This is a genomic window from Paenibacillus terrae (assembly GCF_000943545.1).
Taxonomy (GTDB): Bacteria; Bacillota; Bacilli; order Paenibacillales; family Paenibacillaceae; genus Paenibacillus; species Paenibacillus terrae_A.
Window position 1 is genome coordinate 1 of the sequence record NZ_JTHP01000020.1, and the last position, 18,716, is coordinate 18,716.

The following is an 18,716-nucleotide window of genomic DNA, read 5'->3' on the forward strand; positions in this document are numbered from 1 at the left end:
TGTGGTAGGAGCGGAGGAACAAGACACGAGGGACAGAGTAGAACAAAATCAAGCGGATGCAGCACAGGAGAAACTTGAGCTTTCTGATGGAACCGTTTCTTTCACCCCGTCTGCTTCTGCGACAAACAGCGTCTATAACGCATTAATGATGAGCTTGGCGGCGGTGGATAACACGACGCTCGTCATTAATCCCGGAGAGACCTATGAATTTGAGAATATAGATACTGCTGGCAGAGCAGTAATCAGTAATGCATCAGCAAAAAATGATATTACTTATGACCTGGTCACTTATAAAGCAGATGGATCTATAAATGTAGCCTATCTGGATCACACTTCTGCTTCAACTGTGGTTCCAGGAGGAGGTTCTTCTTTTATAACGGCTACAGGATCAGGGCCTCTGGTCATATCGGTTAAGCCCCAATTTACCTACAGCACCTCCGAGAATCCGGCACTGGAGCGCATTACTGTCTTTAAGGACGAGAGTTATCGCATTGTAAATGAGGGGGCGGGCAGCCGTACCATTTTGCATAATGCTTCGAGCGCGGACAATCGCCTTTTTGACTATGCAAAATATAAGGAAGATGGAACTTTAGTCGCATCCGGTCTTAATAGTATTGCTCACCCTACTTTTGCGGATGACGAAGAGCTGATTATTACAGGCTCCACTGCAAACGCGGTTAGCTTCGGATTTCCGTATGGAAAATACAGTATAGAAAACACCGGAGAGCCGGCTTATGCACGGGTTACCTTAAATCAAGGAGAAAGCTACCAGTTTATCAATGTGGGAACCAGACTGGACACGATTGAGAGCGATGGGACAACCAAGGATAAGCTTGACTACGTTGTTTACCTGGCAAATGGAACGGAGTCTTCACGCGGTAGTGGCACTTCGGGGAAGCCGCAGATTGGTGTGGACAGATACGCGGTCATTACTCAGGTCACTGCCAATCCGGTTACATACGGCGCTCCTTATCGTAACTTTATGGCCCGTCCTGTAGGCGGATATGCGATCAGCCGCGTCGAGTTTGAGGCAGGCAAGAGTTACATTTTCCATAATAACGGCACGCTGCTGAATCCGATCTACAATAACTCCAGAAAGGCTGGAAATTTGTTCGATTATGTTATCTATAAGCCGGATGGAACGGTATATACTTATGGTTTTAACAGTCAAGCAGGCCCTTTGATCCCGGCTTCGGGATATGCCATTGTGACCGTGATTGGCCCGAGTCCCATTATCTTTGACTATACGGACGATTTTTCCTGGGAACCGAGCAGTGAACCTGCATTTTTACGCGTAACACTGTCGAAGGGTGAAAGTTATGCTTATACGAATATTAGCGATCGTTATAGGAATCTGCACAGCACCGCCAAAACCGTTAAAGGTAAATTTGATGCGGTCCTGTATAAAGCGGATGGTACAGAGCAATCCAGGCGCAGTGATACAAGTACAGCCCCTCAGGTTGGTGCTGGAAAGACAGCTCTTCTTACGGTAACAGGTGACACGCCGATTACATTCGGCGGTATTTATCGGAGCTTCCATGGTCAAGGAGATGATGGTGACCCACTTCAGGAAACGACTTTGCAGCCGTGGGATTCCTATATTTTTGAGAATCATGACAATACATCGCAAACGCTGCGTCGTAACAAAAGCAGTGGAAGCTCTAGATTTGATTTTGCCAGCTACAAGGGACTTAGGCTACTCGCAGCCGATCATTTTAATACCTTGGCTGACCCGGAAATTATCGAGAATGGTGTTGGTATTGTAACGAATGTTTCGGATCGGCCTATCACCTTTAGCCATAGCACTAAGGTAAAGGCTTTACTCAGCGCGCAAATGGCATTTTATCGGATTACGTTAAAGCAGGGAGAAAGCCGGAAATTTATCAACAGAAGTCCGAATGCCAAGGCTTTGGACGTACTTTCTTCCACCGGGATGAAATGGAGTTACACTAACTATCTGGAAGATGGGACGATATACAGTCAAGCGATTGATACGACTCAGTTGCCACTAGTTCAGGCTGGCGGCTATGCCATCGTTACGACGGTATCGGAAATACCTGTGACTTTTGGAGCCATATGGGGGATATTCGATGTTGAGGCTGCCGAGGTACCGACAGGCAATCAGATTACCGTCAAGCAGGGAGAAAGCTATGTATTCAATAATACTGGCTCACAGGCTTCCTCGTTGACCACAGATGCTTCAAACGAAAGTCGCCTTTATGACTATCTCGAATATGGAGCAGGTAGCGGTGTGAATTCCAAGGTGGATGGAGCAGGAATGGATGCTTCTTTACCCAAAGTCTCACTTGGAGCTGGAGGTACGCTCGTTGTGACCGTCACTTCACCGCAAGCTGTGACCTTTTATTTCAACAATGAAATTAAAGCGGAGCCAAGCACAGAACCGGCGTTATTAAAAACGTCTTTGTCCGGCGGAAAGCAGGAAGTATGGATCAATCGCGGAAGCGAGGCAGCCCCTGTCTTGACGAATGCAAAGACGGCTGGTGGAACGTATCAGTATACCGTTACGGATCAGGCTGGAAAAGTGATTCATGAACATAAAGAGGCGACAGATAATCTACAGCAAGTGCCAGGTAAAGCAAACATTCATCTTGCTGTAGCAGCAGCTACTCCTGCTGTTAACTTTGGAGCGCCTTATCGTTTGTTTGCTATGAAAAATAACGATGACAGCAAGCTGGACGAGCTCATTGAACTCATAGAAAAAGAAGCTGACTTTACGGCAGGTCAGCAAGGGAAATATCGGTTTACGCCCAAAGAAGACGGAATGTACCGTTTTGCGGTGTGGGAAAAATCCAACGAAGCTGCGCAGCAGCCTATTGTAACCTTGTTTACCGACCCTGATTTTTCTAATCAGCTTGTCTCCTCAACAGAGCAAGCGCAAATATATGGTTGGAATTTCACTGTTTTAGAGTATGAGATGAAGGCAGGACAAACCGTTTATGTAAAGCTGACAGAAGCCAATAGCGGCGCATTGCAAACCGTAATTAAGGCAGCACATATGGCGCTTGGCAAGGATACTTCATATGAATACGGCAAAGGGAACCGACTGAATAAAGTTATTTTTTCCACCGGAGATCAAATCGAGCTGCATTATGATTTAAACGGAAACGTCAGTATGCGGCTGAAAAAGGTATTTCCTTTTACAAATTAAATAGGGGTGAGCATGTGTTTAAACGTTATATTTGTAGTCTATTATGTGTGGCAATGTTGCTGGGTCCATGGAGTACATGGGCATATGGAGAAGAAGGGAAAGGAGAGGCTGCGGCTTCTCAGGCTTCTTCGTCTTCCACTCCACAGATTATTACCAGAGCGTGGCTTGCACAGCAAACCGGCAAGGATCAGGCTTGGGTCAATGCACAGTTATCCAAGGGCTATACTTTATATGATATTTATAAAGCATGGCAAAAAGATGGCGGGGAAAACTCATTACCGGAACAAAGTCCTGCCTTGTGGGTACAGCAAAATGGGCTTGAATTGAGCACAAAAGCGAAGACGGAACCGCCCAAGGAATCGGCTGAACTCAAGGCGGGTGAAACGCCCGTTCAGGATGAAGTGGTGAATCCCAAACCGCTGGATCAGGATGAGGAACCATCGCTGGTTCCTGAGACGACTAAGGCAGGTATACCATCCGTACCCAGCGTACATGATTCCGTGTATGCACCGATTCCAGAAGAAAACGGCCTGATCGGGCAGGCTTTACTTAAGCAAAGCTTGCTACAGGTATCTGCTGCAACAGATGTGTATGCTCCTTTGGATCAGGCGGCGCTTGCACAAAGCAGGTTAAGTGATGATGCTTCGCGTTATGGGCTGGATTACGGTGACAACAGTGTATCAACCGCTTCTGGTCAGCTTATCGTTCAAAATACGGACTTCGTGCTGCCGGGGTCATTGCCCTTTGCACTGACTCGTGTGTATAACAATTCATTGGCCAATAACCAGATTGGTGTGCAGCAAAATGAAGGGGTGTACACAAACACAAGTGCCATCCGCGAGGAGGAAGCAGCTTCTGGTCTGGGACGAGGCTGGAAATGGGATCTTCCTCATATGCAGAAACAGGACGGTAAACGGTATTTGTACATGCCGGGAACAGGCTCCTATGAACTGAAAAATGATTTGAAGCTTGAAGGATATGCATACAAAGATCTGAAGATCAGTACAGATCAAAGCGCAAGCGTGCAGGGAATACGAAGTGAATACAAAATATCTGAGCTGAATGGAAACGACTATTATCTCGATCAGGACGGTTATTTGATTTTAATTCAGGATGCGTATAAGAATCGGGTGGAGTTTGACTATACAAGTTCTGGTGGAGCTAAGCTCATTCGTTCGATTCGAAATAATGATGGCAGAGAGCTTGACTTCACTTACAATGCCGGACAGCTTGTTGTTAAAGAGCAGGGCACAGACCATCAGTACACCTATCGTCAAAGTGGCGAGGGAAGCAACAAAGTGCTAACGGAAGTGCTGGATTCTCTTTCTCGAAGCACAAGCTATACGTATACCTTCATGGATGCTCCGTTTAATCTGGTAGCAGATGGTGAAGGGAAAACGGGAGCCTTACAGCCAAATGCAACCGCGCTGCTCACACGAATTGTACGACCTACTTCGTCCATGACAGACATTCGTTATGAAGCCTATAACAAGCAAATAGGCGTATACGGTACACAAGGCGTGTTTAAAGTGATTTCACGCGCAGATGTGTACAGTACAACGGCAGGTAACCGTTTTTTAAATCAAACCGATTTCACCTATTCGGGAGAAGATCTAGCCAGCTATGGCAAAAACGCTGAGTGGACGGTGGTTGCCAAAGGGACACGTACAGCGGAAACCACCCATTTCGGTAAAGTTTTTAGAGGAGATAACGCACCGGACAAGCTTGTTCTAAACAGCTATGATCAAGAGGGAGAATCCACCGGGTATCATGTAGACTATACGTATAAGGATGCCATGGACTGGAATTTACCTGTGCAAATGCGGGAGTCCTATACGGAGGGGGGTTCTTCATCCGAGCCTGTAACGACCTCCTATGACTACAATGAATATGGTCTTCCTTTGAAAATATCCCAAAGTACGGGATCGGAGACGGTTCATACGTATAAAGCCTCTAATGAGCCTTTTTTCTGGGTACAACCTGTTCAGACGGTTAGCCAAATCAGTGAAGGAAAAACCGGAACGACAGTTCGAACCTATAAAGCAGAGGGCACATTGTATGAACTAAAAAACTATGAAGGTACAGAGCAAGGGAAGCTTTTATCCCACAGCTATACTTTTTACAATGCAAAAGGGAATGTAAGCGGCAAGAAGGTTCTCATTGACGACAGAAACTATACGGATGTTTCTATAGATTATAAATCTTCCTATGGTTCTCAGCTCCCAACAAGGCAGCTTTTGCCTAAAGGTGTTGAGTATACGTATGATTACTATCCGACCGGAGAAATCAAGTCCCAAACCGATGCCAAGCGCAAAACGGAGTCCTATGTGTATGACGCATTGGGGCGTGTAACGAAGGTTACTTATCCGGATGGAACTCAAACCGTTGTGGTGTATAAGGATGATACGAACGATGTCACCGTCACCGGACCGGATGGCGTGAGCGCTGAAAGAATGTATAATCCATTCGGACAAATGCTCCAGCAGCAGGTGGGGGATGCGATTTACGGATATGGTTATGATGATCATGGAGATATGGTAGAAAGCACGGATGCGGAACAAGCCACCACTCGCTACGCCTACGATGCTTTTGGACGGCCTGTGAAGACGACCTATGCGGATGGAACAACAGATACCGTGGCGTATCATGCGGTGGAACGTACCGTGACTCAGACGGATGCCTCTGGCTACCGTGTACGTGAAGTATCGGATGCTTTAGGTCGTGTGACTTCCACACAAGAAGCTGCAAATGGATCCTTTCAGCCGCTGGAATCTTTAGCTTACAATCATGCGGGTATGGTCACTAGCCGGACGGACGGTAACGGCCAACGTATGACCTATGATTATGATGCTCTGGGACAAATGACTTCGGTCACAGATCCATCCGGACAGCAGGTTAGCTATATGTATGATCTGGCCGGAAATTTGAAGACCGTTCAGTATCCTGATGGGCAAAAGAATGTGTATTCGTATGATGAGCTGGGCAGACGCATGTTGCTTGAGAAATCCAGTGGAGGAACGACCCTAAATATTTACGATACGGATGGAAACATCACTCGTATGATGACAGGAAAATCGCAAGCGATCACCTTTGAATATAATACGGACGGGCTGGTTACGGAAGCGGCAGGACCGGATTTTAAAACAAATTATACCTATGACCTTGTGGGACGCCGAACCAGCATGACAGATGGGCAGGGAACAACCTCCTATGCCTATGATCCAACAGATGGATCGTTGACCGGGCTGAAGTACCCGGACGGCACGCAAATCAGCTATGAATACAACAAGCAGTCTCGTACAGGTTATGTGCTGACCGATGCTTCCGGAACGTCTATGCATGTCCAGTCCAAGCTGGATAGCCTGGGCCAAGTGACTCAAATGGACGTTAGCAGTGGAGCAGGGACAGCGGGCGTACAGAGTCTGGCAGGAGCGAGTGCTGCTGTGGGTGGATCACTGGATCGGATGACATTTGAGTATGCACCGAATGGGCTGCTGAAAGGTCAGTCCTCAAGCCGAGGGCTGAGTACGCGATTCAGCTATAACGGACTGGATTTGTCCGGGGTTACAGTAGAGCAAGGCGGTACGGCGCTGCACCAATTTGGTTATGAACGGGATGGGAATAAAAACATCATCGGACGTACACAAAACGGAACCACGGATCAATTTGGATACGACCCGTCAAACCGAATAGCCAGCGAAGCCGCAGGTGAGAAGAACAAGACCTACGGCTACGATCCGAATGGAAACCGAAGCGCGGAAGGCAGCGGCAAAGTGTTCGGTATGACAAACGCCAGTTATGGCTATGATTCCGTCAGTCGTTTGACAAATGTGAGCGGTGAAGGCAAAGAGGTTAGTTATAGCTATAACGGAGACGGGCTGCTGTACGAGCGTACGGAGGGTGGCAAAACAACCCGGTATTACTACGATGAAGAAGCGAAGCTGATGGCGGAGGCTGAGGTCGAAGGTGGAACGCCGAAGATCACGTACGCTTATGTGTATGACTTGTCCGGTCAACTGTGGGCGAGACAAGACAAGGCCAGTGGACAGCTGCAATATTATCAGCTGAATGGCCACGGGGATGTGGTGGGCCTAAGTGACAGCACAGGCAAGGAGTTGAACAGCTACAGCTATGACATTTGGGGCGGCCCGAAGACGGTGAAAGAGACCGTACCGAATGTGCTGCGCTATGCTGGCGAGTATTGGGACGACACGACCGGACTCCAGTATTTGCGGGCCCGCTGGTATGATCCGGGCACAGCCCGTTTTATGGGCGAGGATACGTATCAGGGGAATATTAGCGATCCGCAAAGCTTGAACTGGTATGCGTATGTAGCCAATAATCCGTTGATTTATGTTGACCCAAGTGGGCATAAAGTTTGGCTAGTTCACGGTACTTTTGCTTATCCAAATACATGGAATAATAGTAAAAATTACATTGAAAAGGAACTTTTTCATGAACCGATTGATACTCCGCGATGGAGCGGTAAGAATAACAATGGAGCCCGCGTTAAGGGGGCAGAAATTGTAGCGAATGAAATTTATAATTATCACAAAGCTCATCCAAAAGAACCTATACGGATTATGGGGCATAGCCATGGAGGTAATGTATCCATAATGGCAACTAATATTTTGGCTAAACGTGGGGTGCACGTTGATACTCTTATCACCATTGCGACACCAGTACGAGGGTATAAGCTGAAAACGGATGTAGGACAACATATCAATGTATATAACGATTATGATTTAGTACAAAAAGAACTTGGAGGGAGTATTTGGACTTTGGGGCAAGCGATGCGTACATTCAGTGGCGCTGAAAATGTTAAAGTTAAATTATCTTCATATTTTTCTACACATCGAATTGAAGCCCATTCTGTAATGCATAATAATCCTAATACATTGGATAAATACGTAAAGCCACTTTTGTTACAACATAATTTTTCTGAAGCAAGGTATAAAAATTCAATGAAAAACTGAGCAACACATTAAACGGTAAGCGCTATTTAGATATGATATAAATTGAAAAGTAAAAAATCAAACATAGACAGGAGGGAGTAAATGAGTAAAATGCCTATCTGGTTCAAAATCATATGGATGATACCTATTCTTATAAATATAGCGGCTTTCATATGGTTTATTCTAGGCTCAACAGGGGGCTTTCAACGTGGACATGATATCTTGGGGACAGCTGCATTGGTTTTATTTGGAGTTCCGTCAGTTATAATTGTATTAATATCGTTAACGTATATCTGGCAGGGATGGGCACCATTTAGTGGAATAAAATATGTGGTGTCAGCAATATTGATGGCATCTTTACTGTTTTTTTCTTATTATTTAGTAGATGGAACTCCCACTCGAGGATGGCTGTATGATAATGTTGATAGTGATCCAGTACGCTTAACTTCAGATCAAAAATATGAATATCGCATTGATTTAATTAATCCTTTCCAGAGGAATAGTAGGGAACAATTGCACTTGAAAAATATTTCAACAGGAGAAGAAAAAAATATTGCTATTTCAATTAGAAAGGAAAATGAGGGCTATTCAGGTGGAGGTAGCGAGGACTGGGCTTGGGGTATTTTAAAACCGACAAATGTACCGAATCAATACGAGTTGTCTACACTGGACGAACATAATAATGGGAGGTATGGTATGGATCCCAGAGTTTTTCTAATTGATGTAGAGGCGGGGACTGCGCAAATATTGAAATAGGATTTTTGAATATTTTACCACAATGCGATATAGTTTCGTGTTGTGGTCTTTTTTAATTATTAGTCCTTAATTGCGCTTACTTCATGCTATTGTAAATAAATATTATGGTGGGCTAATTACCGAAGCAATGGGACCAGATTTTAAAACCAACTATACCTATGACGTGCGGGACGCAGAACCAGCGGAACGACCTCTTATGAGTATGATCCAGCAGATGGGTCGTTGGCCGGGCTGAAGTACCCAGATGGAATGCAAATACACTATGAGTACAACAAGCAGTCTCGTACGGGTTATGTGCTGGCGATGCTGCTGGTACGTCTATGCACGTTCAATCGAAGCTGGACAGCTTGGGCCAAGTGAATCAAATGGACGTTAGCAGTGGAGCCGGGACAGCGGGCGTACAGAGTGTGGCAGGAGCGACGGCTGCTGCGGGCGGATCATTGGATAGCATGACGTTTGAGTATGCACCAAATGGGCTGCTGAAAGGTCAGTCTTCCAGCCGAGGGTTGAGTACGCGATTCAGCTATAACGGACTGGACTTGTCCGGGGTTACGGTAGAGCAAGGCGGTACGGCATTGCACCAATTTGGGTATGAACGCGATGGGAATAAAAACATCATTGGACGTACACAAAACGGAATCACGGATTCATTTGGATACGACCCGTCCAACCGAATAGCCAGCGAAGCCGCAGGAGAGAAGAACAAGACCTACGGCTACGATCCGAATGGAAACCGAAGCGCGGAAGGCAGCGGCAAGGTGTTCGGTATGACTAACGCCAGTTATGGCTATGATTCCGTCAGTCGTCTGACCCATGTGAGCGGTGAAGGCAAAGAGGTCGGATACAGCTATAACGGAGACGGGCTGCTGTACGAGCGTACGGAGGGTGGCAAAACGACCCGGTATTACTACGACGAAGAAGCGAAGCTGATGGCGGAAGCTGAGGTCGAAGGTGGAGCGGCGAAGATCACGTACGCTTACGTGTATGACTTGTCCGGTCAACTGTGGGCGAGACAAGACAAAGCCAGTGGACAGCTGCAATATTATCAGTTGAATGGCCACGGTGATGTAGTGGGCCTGAGTGATAGCTTGGGCAAGGAGCTGAACAGCTACAGCTACGACATTTGGGGCGGCCCGAAGACGGTGAAAGAGACCGTACCGAATGTGCTGCGCTATGCTGGCGAGTATTGGGACGACACGACAGGGCTTCAGTATCTGAGAGCCCGCTGGTATGATCCGGGCGCAGCCCGTTTTATGGGCGAGGATACGTATCAGGGGAATATTAGCGATCCGCAAAGCTTGAACTGGTATGCGTATGTAGCCAATAATCCTCTCGGTTATGTAGACTCTAATGGGCATGAATTTATGCCTACGACTAAAGGAGGGATATTTTATACCAACCAGAAGACGATTATTCATTGTGAAAGAGTAGGGATGGGGACTTGCTGGAATGAGTTTAAAGCAGGAACTATTCAGGCATCCGCACTGTAGCCAATTTCTTGATTGTAGACGATATAAATACAATGGATGTTTCTACGCCAAAAAATTATTATTGGTATATGGATAAAGAAGGGCTTGATTATATACCACCGTCTGCACCTGATATAATTGTAAGAAGCCTAACTAAAGAGAATATTAGGAAGTTCGTTGAAGCTTTTGCAGAGGATGACGCTTACTGGATGAAACTTTATTTTCTATCGGGTGATAGAAAAGGCGTGTTTGATATGGACAAAATGAATAAGATGTTGGTTGATGTTAAGAAGACAAACGATACTGAGTATAAAATTCATGAAAGGCTTGTTTCATAAGCTCTAGTTCAACTAAAAGAATTTATTAATAGCTTGCATTTTAACTCAGCCAATTTATTCACAACTTTGTAATCTCGATGGTCGGGGAGATTGCGAGATTGTTGTCGAATTGTTTCACTATATTTACATACTATACTCTGGTAATCTATTAATATATATAGGGGGGAACGGAAAGGCGTTCCGATTCAATAAGTTGAGATGCGTTTATGTTCTATATGTTTAGTGAATGTCTATATTGCCATGTCTATACCGTCATGTCTGTATAACTTCATAGACAAGCTAGAGATAGCTCCCGCACAATATAAAATACAGCACAGGATGGTGTAAGTAATGAAGTTTTTGAAAGTAAAATGGATGGCTGTATGTTTGATAGCAATCTGTTGTTTGGGTCTGTTGGGCATACATACGAATACGGCAAGTGCGCAAGCGAAGGCTCCTTTGCTGGGGGTCAATGATGTATTACTGGACTCTAATACGGTTCGGCCAGTGATGGAAAATGACAAATTGTATGTACCTATCGTTACATTAGGTCAAAAAATGGGGATTTCCACTTCGGTCAGTGGTCGTACATTGCAGTTGACGGGACATAATCGCAGCTTTACGCTGGATGTGACCAAGGGTGATGTTTTTGAGCGCGGAGGACGTACGATGGTGCCAATTCGCACATTGGCGGATGCCTTCGGTTTTACCATCACGATACCTTCAAGCAATGTATACCGGATTCAGAATGCGAATGCAAGCTTGTCTGATGCACAATTTTTGAACAAATTTGCCGCAGAAATTAAACAGTATGTTGCTGTGAAGCCAGGAAAATCTGGCAATACAGGAACTAAGGGGAACGCTTCCCCATCAAGCCGTACGATTTATTTGAGCTTCGATGACGGTCCTACAGCCCATACTTCACAGCTGTTGGATATCTTGGATAAATATAATGCCAAGGCGACTTTCTTCATGTTGGGACCGGAAATTCGTCAACATAGTGCAGTTATGAAGAGAATGGTAGAGGCGGGTCATGGTTTGGGCTTGCATGGGATGACACACCAGGTAAAGAAAATCTATGCTTCTCCGGCAGCGGCGCTTGCAGAAATGAATCAGGATAATGAGATTTTATTCCAGGCAACAGGGCAACGCACTTCTTTAATTCGTACTCCTTATGGCAGCAAACCTTATTTGAATAAAGCATTCCGTGATCAGCTGACGGGTGCAGGCTATCATATTTGGGATTGGAATGTAGATTCCAACGATTGGCGTTATACTAAAAATCCAGAGCATTTTGAACAGAGCGTTCTGCGTGATATTAAAAGATTGAAAAAACAAGGCAGAACACCTGTCGTTCTTATGCATGATAAGCCATCTACGATCAAGGTTCTTCCACAGATCATGGCAGCTTTGCAGAAAGAAGGCTATTCGTTCGAGCCGTTAAATGGCAATTTGACTCCACTTAATTTTTGGAATGATCATCGTTAATTGAATAGCTTGTCAGAAAAACAGACTACCCTACTTTATTTTTTGAAGAGGGGGTCTGTTTTTTTCATATTTGCACAGAAAATCCTGAGGTTTACAGCTTGTTTTATATGAATCTATGAATTACATATCCCTGTTCAGGTCATATGACTTTACGGGTTGCCACGTCGCTGCATATATTGCAGTAACCGCCCCGAGAGGAGGAACAGGTATGAATATTAACCCGGCTATGTTTAGTATGTTTTGTGCTACCACAGGTGCCATTATTACATTTGCATTTGGTGGCTGGAATCAGTTGATGGTGCTGTTCACAGTTGCGATGGCTGTTGATTATGTGACAGGAGTTGCCGCAGCGATTAAGACTGGACAAGGCTTGAGCAGCAAAGCCGGTTTTTGGGGATTGACGAGAAAGGCTTTGATGCTGATGGTGATTTCTTTGGCACATCATATGGATCTCCTGATGGGCACCGAAATCATGAAAGGGGCGGCGACATATTTTTATTTATCCAACGAATTAATCTCGATTACAGAAAACTGCTCACGCATGGGCTTGCCGCTTCCACCAAAGCTCAAGAATTTTTTTGCTTTGCTGAAGGACAAGGAGTCTGGTGGGAAAGATGGTGGAAAAGATCGCTAGAATTATAAAGCTTCTTTCCGTATGTGGGGCGTTATGATAAAATTTTGAAGAGAACATTTTAAAAGATAAGGAGCCTATACGTATGATTAAACATATTGTTTTGTTCAAATTGAAAGACCGCTCCCCTGAAAGCATTGAGCATACGGCATCCATTTTGCGCAGCATGAACGGTAAAATCAAAGAACTTCTGTCACTTGAAGTAGGCACGGATGTGATTCGTTCGGAACGATCTTATGATATTTCCCTTACGGCTGTAGTCGAAACACTGGAGGACTTGCAAACATATCAGGTACACCCTGTGCATCAGGAGATCATTGTACACATGAATGAAGTGAAGGATGTATCGATCGCAGTTGATTATGAAATTTGAAGCGGTTACGGGAGGTGCAGGACCTTGTATTATGTCAACCGGGAGCAAATTGAGCTTCGACTAGGGGCCGTTACCGACATTGTTGCAGGACTCCGCCGCATATCGGCCGGTTGGAACGGAGATTTGTTGCAGGGGCTGGTGCAGGAGCGCTGCCTTCATCTGGCGATTGAAACGGTGACGGACGTAGGAAGCTATATCATTGACGGATTTATTATGCGTGATGCCAGCAGCTATGAGGATATTATTGGTATCATTCATGAAGAGGGCGTACTGGAGGATACCGTGTTTAATCCTCTGATGGAGCTGGTAGTCTTGCGGAAACCCTTGGTGCAGGAGTATTTCCATTGGGACCGGACGAGCCTTCATCCGCTTACACCTGTGCTGCCCGAGCTATTGGAGCGTTTTGCATCCAGTGTGCATGACTACTTAAATAAGGAATTGGGTCAGCAGCCCGAGGGAGTGTAAAGGCTAAAGTGACGGATAAGCATATCGTACCCGAAATGCCCACCAGGCGCATGATTATGACACTATTGAAAACCCAGGGACCTGTGGGCGTCGGAAGCTTGGCAGCTCAATTGGGCATTACTGAAATGGGGGTGCGCAGGCATCTCAAATTGATGGAGCAGGATGGTCTCATCGTCGCTACAGTAGTGCGGCAGGCGATGGGACGTCCGACGTTTTTGTACAGTCTAAGTGAGCAGGGAAGTGAGCAGTTCCCCCGAAATTATGATCATTTGTTGCTGGAGCTGCTGGAGGAACTGGATGAAGAGCGGGGAATGGAAGCTGTTTACTCTCTGTTTGACGGCAGAAAACGCAAAATGATGAAGCGTTACGCCCCTCAGATAGAGCGCGAGACCACGCTGGCTTCACGTGTGGAAAAGCTTTCCGGTATTCAGAACGCCTCCGGTTATATGGCGGAGTGGCGGGAAGAAGAGGACGGGAGCTACTCTATTGTGGAATACAATTGTCCGATTTCTCAAATTGCAGGCCGTTACCGCAAGGCTTGTGAATGTGAGCAGCAAATGTTCGAGGAGCTGCTTGATGCCGAGGTTGTTCGTGAGGATTGCTTGGCGGATGGAGGACGTTGCTGCCTGTACCGTATCCGGTCCCGAAAAATGTAGGTACTTTCATGGCTTGTTCGCTGTGTCATGACAAGCTCTCCGTGCTTATAATGCATTAACAGATGGGCATTCGCCCGGGCACAAGGGAGAGATGATGATGAAAGAATACCACAAAAGCTTTATCCGTGGTGCGGTAGCAGGTAGCATTGCCGGTTCGCTCGCTGCGCTGCTGTTTGCCCCCAAGTCAGGTCGTGATCTGCGTCAGGACATAAAGGATCAGGCCCGTCTTGTCAGTGATAGAGGGCAGGAACTGGCGGGGAAAATTACAGACGTCTCTATTGAGTATACCGATAAAATTAAGGATACGGCCTCAGCGGTCATTCATGAAATCGGACAATTTCGTAAAAAAAGTGAAGTTCTTCCCGAAGTCAGCATTTCATCTGCTCCTGTTCAAGAAGATACGAAAAAGGATTCTCTGTAATCAGCTCTAAATGTATATAATATAACTGAATATGGATTCGCTTTGAGGCTTCTCCTGTTGGGATGAAGCCTCTTTGTTGATGGCTTTCCCTTTTTCGAGTAATATTTGGGGGTACCTTTTACTCGAATACAACATAAGGTATGTAGCAACGGATAGCTTCCCGAGAGGGAACGACTCATACTTGAACAAAAAAGGAAGCGGTGTGTACGTGCAGCAAGCGATTGCAATATTGGATTCCGGTGTAGGAGGTTTGACGGTAGTTAAAGAAGTCATGCGTCAGCTTCCACGGGAAAAAATCATTTATTTTGGAGACACTGCGCGCACCCCGTACGGACCCCGGCCATCGGAAGAGGTTAAGAAATTTACAGAGCAAATGGTTGATTTTCTGATTCAATTTGATCCGAAAGTCATTATTATTGCCTGCAACACGGCAACAGCCGCGGCATTGGATTATATTAGCCAAAAGGTATCCATTCCGGTGATCGGAGTCATCCACCCTGGGGCACGTGCTGCAATCAGCGCAACAGCCACCGGGCATGTCGGGGTGATTGGGACTGTCGGTACGATTCGAAGCGGAGCCTATACGGCTGCGCTGAAGCAACTATCCCCCTATGTAGACGTGTTGAGCCATGCCTGCCCTGCTCTCGTTCCTTTGGTGGAACAGGGACTGTTCCGCTCAGACACGACATCAGAGGTCGTAGAGGAGTCGTTGAAGCCGATTCAAGCGTACCCGATTGATTGTTTGATTCTCGGTTGTACGCATTATCCTTTTTTGAAGGAAACGATTCAGGAAGTGATGGGCCCTAACGTGAAGCTGATTAGTTCAGCAGACGAAACGGCTCGTGAGACGAGTACGATTTTGTATAACAAGGGCAAGTTAGAGGCCGGGGATGAAACCCCTGTGCATCAGCTTTTTTGTTCCGGTGATCCGGAAATGTTCCAGAGCATTGCCGCACAGTGGCTTGGGGAGCAAATTCGTCAAACTCCTGTTGTTTGGCAGGTCACCAATCTGGATTGATGAGACAGCCGATTTTTTTGCATTGGACAAAAGAATCGGCTGTTTTGGTATTCGTTACATCAAGACACGCCGCGTCTGCATAACATGCAGTAAGACAGATGGAAGGGGCGTAGAAGATGAGGGAATATATCGTACAAAAAGGAGATACTTTGCACCGAGTCGCCTCGGCTTTTAAATTATCGGCAGATACATTGATGGCAGACAATCCGTGGACTGCCGCGCAACCCTATCTGATTTGTGGTCAAGTGCTGTACATTCGTCCGTCAATGGATCGTAAATACGTTATTCAGGCCGCTGAGCATGCCAGACAGATTGCCAAGCAGTTTGGTATGGAGCTTGATGAGCTGCGGCAGGCCAATCCTGAACTTGCGGAGCATGATTTTGTGGAAGGAAAAACCATTATTATACCTGAAAACCATCAGAATCAGATTGTACGCTTGCGTGGAGAGTATGGGTACGAGGACTTGAGAGAAGATCTTGTGGCTCTGGCTAAAGGGTATCCGTTTATTGAAGTGGGCAGCATCGGCACCAGTGTCATGGGAAAGGATATCCCCTATGTACGCATTGGACGGGGACCGCTGAAAATTCACGCCAACGCCTCCGTACATGCCAATGAATGGCTGACGACACCATGTTTGCTGCGTTTTGTAGAGCGATATGCGCAAGGAGTCGACAGTACGAATGGAAATAAAGGGGGGGAGCATCATGATGAGCGAGAGGATCCAGGCGAGGCTCCTCTATGGATATATGGAGTTTCTCCACAAACCTGGCTATACCGTACTTCTTTATGGGTAGTGCCCATGGTCAATCCAGATGGGGTGGAACTGGTTCAACAAGGTGCCCTTCCGTCTCATCCCCTGTACCATGACTTAAGAAAGTGGAACGAAGGCCGTGCTGATTATCGTGGATGGAAGGCTAACATTCGCGGTGTGGATCTTAACGATCAGTTTCCGGCGTATTGGGAGGAAGAGGTACGCAGACGCGGTAAAACAAGCCCGTCCAGAAGGGATTATGCGGGTCCTGCGCCTTTGTCTGAGCCGGAGGCTAAAGCGCTTGTCGATCTGACGGAGCGGGAACAGTTTGATATGGTGTTGTCCATACACAGTCAGGGACAGGAAATCTATTGGAATTACCGGGATTTGGAGCCAAAGGAGAGTCGGGATTGGGCATCACGGCTGGCGGCTGCAACAGGATACCGGGCGGTAAAGCTGGGGGGCAGCGATGCGGGATATAAGGATTGGTTTATACAGCGATTTGGAAAACCGGGTTTTACCGTTGAAGTCGGGCTGGGTGTAAATCCGTTGCCTATGCGTGATTATGACGATATTGCGGCAGAGGTGGGCATGTTAATGGCAACGGTGCTTTCATGGTAAAAGGGTTAGCCTGAAACTCCATGGTTTATCAGCACGTATTAGGAGGAGCACATGTTTTTACAAGTGTTCCTCTTACATGTCCCTTCAATGGGGTATATATACTTAGGAGCATTGGAAATGGAGTGAACAACCTATGAAGTGGAAAAGATTACTGTCTCTCCGTCAATGGTCACATGTTTTTCGTCGCATGCCCCGGTTTATTACTTCGTCGAAGATTCCATTGGGTGAAAAGTTGCTGTTTGCCGTCCCTGTATTGCTCTATTGGGTGTTGCCAGATGTCATGCCATTTATGCCCATTGACGACATTGGGGTGACGCTGCTGCTGATGAACTGGTTTGTGACCCGCGCTGAACGTAAATATCCCGATGTGCTTGAGAAGCAGCACGTACGTGTCCGGTAGGAATAAAAGCTTATGAATTTCGTGATTGCGATTTTTCGCGATTTTCTTTACAATAGGAATATTGCCTTTCTAGTATAGAGGCTATTTTGTAGTTGTTGAATTTACCTGTTAAATTGTGTGGCACGGATATTCATACTCCGATGGACACACTTCATTTGATTAATATGAAGGAGATGAAGTTGATGAATTGCAAAATTACTCGCAACGCAGCTAAAGTATTAAAGCTTGAATTGGATAAAGAAGAAAACCAAGGGAAGAGCCTGCGCGTTGTCATTACTCATTCCCATGGAGACCATGCTCATTACGGGCTGGATTTGGACACGCCTAAAGAAACAGATACCGTCGTATCTACAGATAAAGGCATTGATGTTATTTTGGAAAACGGCCAGCCGTTGCTGGATGGTGTAAAAATTGATTACTTGTACTTCCCCGAAGAAGGCTTTGTCATTACTAACCCTTCCCAAGGTAATCACGGCGACCACTAAGCCGGAGCACGGAGGGATGACAGATGGCCAATGATATTCGCGTATGTGATGAATGCAATCATATTCGCTTGAAAACGATCCTGCCCAAGCTGCAAAAGATGGCACCGGATGCGGAGATCAAAATCGGTTGCAAATCGTATTGCGGTCCTTGTGGAAAGCGGGCGTTTGTATATGTGAACGGACGTTATATAAGTGCAGCTACAGAGGATGAAGTATTGGAGAAGGCTGCGCGTTTTATAAAATAATTCCAGTACGTAGCATTCACAGCTTTGTATAGTTCCCCTTCTTCTGATCCATGCTAATGGATGCAGACCACTGCCCAGAAGGAGGAGTGACTCATGGCCCAATATGATTCCAATCTCGACAATCACAGTGTCGAGGCCCAAACGCAAAACTCGGTGGACAAGCTTCACCATGCCGTTTCTCAGGCACTGTCACATCCGGCTGAGCAACTGATTGAGCAGGCGGAGCAGTCCCGTACTCATGCGGAGCATGCTTTAGAGCAGGCGAAGGACAGCCTTGGCGACGATGCGGTAGAGGTTGCCGAGGAAATGCTTGGTGAAGAGACACAACGGCTGGAGCAAGCCAAAAAAGCATTGCGCCCATAAGCATTGGTAAATGTAAATGAGCGCGGTTTACTAGCTCAAGAATACCAAAAGCCCGATCATCAGCATATTGCTGCTTGATCGGGCTTTTCTTGTTGGTATTATCTTTCCGGGAATCTGGGAAGAGTGCTGTGT

The 18,716-nt window shown here is 46.3% G+C and carries 18 protein-coding genes; all 18 read left to right on the forward strand.

Translation table 11 applies throughout. From position 1 onward, the window contains the following. Positions 1–3,169, forward strand: a 3,169-nt coding sequence (locus tag QD47_RS32145) for a hypothetical protein (protein ID WP_044646309.1), incomplete at its 5' end; no start/stop codon positions are given. A 14-nt stretch (positions 3,170–3,183) separates the two neighbouring features. After that, positions 3,184–8,145: an RHS repeat-associated core domain-containing protein gene (locus tag QD47_RS11785; RefSeq protein WP_161797175.1), complete on the forward strand. Its 4,962-nt coding sequence runs from the start codon at positions 3,184–3,186 to the stop codon at positions 8,143–8,145. Positions 8,146–8,226: 81 nt separating this feature from the next. Continuing rightward, complete coding sequence (locus QD47_RS11790; RefSeq protein WP_044646310.1) at positions 8,227–8,880, forward strand: hypothetical protein; 654 nt, start codon at positions 8,227–8,229, stop codon at positions 8,878–8,880. A gap of 222 nt (positions 8,881–9,102) precedes the next feature. Next, a complete protein-coding gene (locus tag QD47_RS33150) occupies positions 9,103–9,240 on the forward strand; it encodes a hypothetical protein (RefSeq protein WP_235332252.1) in 138 nt (45 codons plus the stop codon). Next, complete coding sequence (locus tag QD47_RS11795; protein ID WP_044646311.1) at positions 9,201–10,370, forward strand: RHS repeat domain-containing protein; 1,170 nt, start codon at positions 9,201–9,203, stop codon at positions 10,368–10,370. Before QD47_RS33150 ends, QD47_RS11795 begins: the two co-directional genes overlap by 40 nt. A gap of 32 nt (positions 10,371–10,402) precedes the next feature. After that, on the forward strand, positions 10,403–10,687 hold the full coding sequence (locus tag QD47_RS11800; RefSeq protein ID WP_152643797.1) for a hypothetical protein: 285 nt from the start codon (positions 10,403–10,405) through the stop codon (positions 10,685–10,687). Between the two features lie 330 nt (positions 10,688–11,017). Next, positions 11,018–12,154: a polysaccharide deacetylase gene (locus QD47_RS11805; protein WP_044646313.1), complete on the forward strand. Its 1,137-nt coding sequence runs from the start codon at positions 11,018–11,020 to the stop codon at positions 12,152–12,154. Between the two features lie 208 nt (positions 12,155–12,362). Beyond that, complete coding sequence (locus QD47_RS11810) at positions 12,363–12,788, forward strand: phage holin family protein (protein ID WP_014280817.1); 426 nt, start codon at positions 12,363–12,365, stop codon at positions 12,786–12,788. A gap of 82 nt (positions 12,789–12,870) precedes the next feature. Beyond that, the gene (locus QD47_RS11815; RefSeq protein ID WP_013309679.1) at positions 12,871–13,158 is read left to right on the forward strand and encodes a Dabb family protein; all 288 of its coding nucleotides are present in this window, start codon (positions 12,871–12,873) and stop codon (positions 13,156–13,158) included. Positions 13,159–13,182: 24 nt separating this feature from the next. After that, on the forward strand, positions 13,183–13,623 hold the full coding sequence (locus QD47_RS11820) for a DUF86 domain-containing protein (RefSeq protein WP_044646314.1): 441 nt from the start codon (positions 13,183–13,185) through the stop codon (positions 13,621–13,623). Between the two features lie 8 nt (positions 13,624–13,631). Further along, positions 13,632–14,279, forward strand: a complete 648-nt coding sequence (locus tag QD47_RS11825) for a helix-turn-helix transcriptional regulator (protein ID WP_044646315.1) — start codon at positions 13,632–13,634, stop codon at positions 14,277–14,279. Between the two features lie 97 nt (positions 14,280–14,376). Then, positions 14,377–14,700 carry a YtxH domain-containing protein gene (locus QD47_RS11830; protein WP_044646316.1) on the forward strand — a complete coding sequence of 108 codons (324 nt, stop codon included), beginning with the start codon at positions 14,377–14,379 and terminating at the stop codon, positions 14,698–14,700. A 208-nt stretch (positions 14,701–14,908) separates the two neighbouring features. Continuing rightward, positions 14,909–15,718, forward strand: a complete 810-nt coding sequence (racE, locus tag QD47_RS11835) for a glutamate racemase (RefSeq protein ID WP_044646372.1) — start codon at positions 14,909–14,911, stop codon at positions 15,716–15,718. A gap of 116 nt (positions 15,719–15,834) precedes the next feature. After that, positions 15,835–17,091, forward strand: coding sequence for a M14 family metallopeptidase (locus QD47_RS11840; RefSeq protein ID WP_044646317.1), 1,257 nt, complete (start codon positions 15,835–15,837; stop codon positions 17,089–17,091). A 133-nt stretch (positions 17,092–17,224) separates the two neighbouring features. Then, positions 17,225–17,491 (forward strand): hypothetical protein, encoded by a 267-nt coding sequence (locus QD47_RS11845; RefSeq protein ID WP_044646318.1) that lies wholly within the window; start codon positions 17,225–17,227, stop codon positions 17,489–17,491. 182 nt (positions 17,492–17,673) lie between these two features. After that, the gene (locus QD47_RS11850) at positions 17,674–17,976 is read left to right on the forward strand and encodes a heme biosynthesis protein HemY (protein WP_014280825.1); all 303 of its coding nucleotides are present in this window, start codon (positions 17,674–17,676) and stop codon (positions 17,974–17,976) included. Between the two features lie 23 nt (positions 17,977–17,999). Then, complete coding sequence (locus QD47_RS11855) at positions 18,000–18,221, forward strand: YuzB family protein (protein WP_014280826.1); 222 nt, start codon at positions 18,000–18,002, stop codon at positions 18,219–18,221. Positions 18,222–18,314: 93 nt separating this feature from the next. Next, positions 18,315–18,584: a hypothetical protein gene (locus QD47_RS11860; RefSeq protein ID WP_044646319.1), complete on the forward strand. Its 270-nt coding sequence runs from the start codon at positions 18,315–18,317 to the stop codon at positions 18,582–18,584. Positions 18,585–18,716 lie beyond the last annotated feature (132 nt).

What these genes read in the sequence shown, in the direction of transcription:
- QD47_RS11790 (WP_044646310.1), top strand. Translation starts at nt 8,227, where the DNA reads ATGAGTAAAATGCCTATCTGGTTCAAAATCATATGGATGATACCTATT.
- QD47_RS11795 (WP_044646311.1), top strand. Translation starts at nt 9,201, where the DNA reads ATGCACGTTCAATCGAAGCTGGACAGCTTGGGCCAAGTGAATCAAATG.
- QD47_RS11800 (WP_152643797.1), top strand. Translation starts at nt 10,403, where the DNA reads ATGGATGTTTCTACGCCAAAAAATTATTATTGGTATATGGATAAAGAA.
- QD47_RS11805 (WP_044646313.1), top strand. Translation starts at nt 11,018, where the DNA reads ATGAAGTTTTTGAAAGTAAAATGGATGGCTGTATGTTTGATAGCAATC.
- QD47_RS11810 (WP_014280817.1), top strand. Translation starts at nt 12,363, where the DNA reads ATGAATATTAACCCGGCTATGTTTAGTATGTTTTGTGCTACCACAGGT.
- QD47_RS11815 (WP_013309679.1), top strand. Translation starts at nt 12,871, where the DNA reads ATGATTAAACATATTGTTTTGTTCAAATTGAAAGACCGCTCCCCTGAA.
- QD47_RS11830 (WP_044646316.1), top strand. Translation starts at nt 14,377, where the DNA reads ATGAAAGAATACCACAAAAGCTTTATCCGTGGTGCGGTAGCAGGTAGC.
- QD47_RS11840 (WP_044646317.1), top strand. Translation starts at nt 15,835, where the DNA reads ATGAGGGAATATATCGTACAAAAAGGAGATACTTTGCACCGAGTCGCC.
- QD47_RS11845 (WP_044646318.1), top strand. Translation starts at nt 17,225, where the DNA reads ATGAAGTGGAAAAGATTACTGTCTCTCCGTCAATGGTCACATGTTTTT.
- QD47_RS11850 (WP_014280825.1), top strand. Translation starts at nt 17,674, where the DNA reads ATGAATTGCAAAATTACTCGCAACGCAGCTAAAGTATTAAAGCTTGAA.
- QD47_RS11855 (WP_014280826.1), top strand. Translation starts at nt 18,000, where the DNA reads ATGGCCAATGATATTCGCGTATGTGATGAATGCAATCATATTCGCTTG.
- QD47_RS11860 (WP_044646319.1), top strand. Translation starts at nt 18,315, where the DNA reads ATGGCCCAATATGATTCCAATCTCGACAATCACAGTGTCGAGGCCCAA.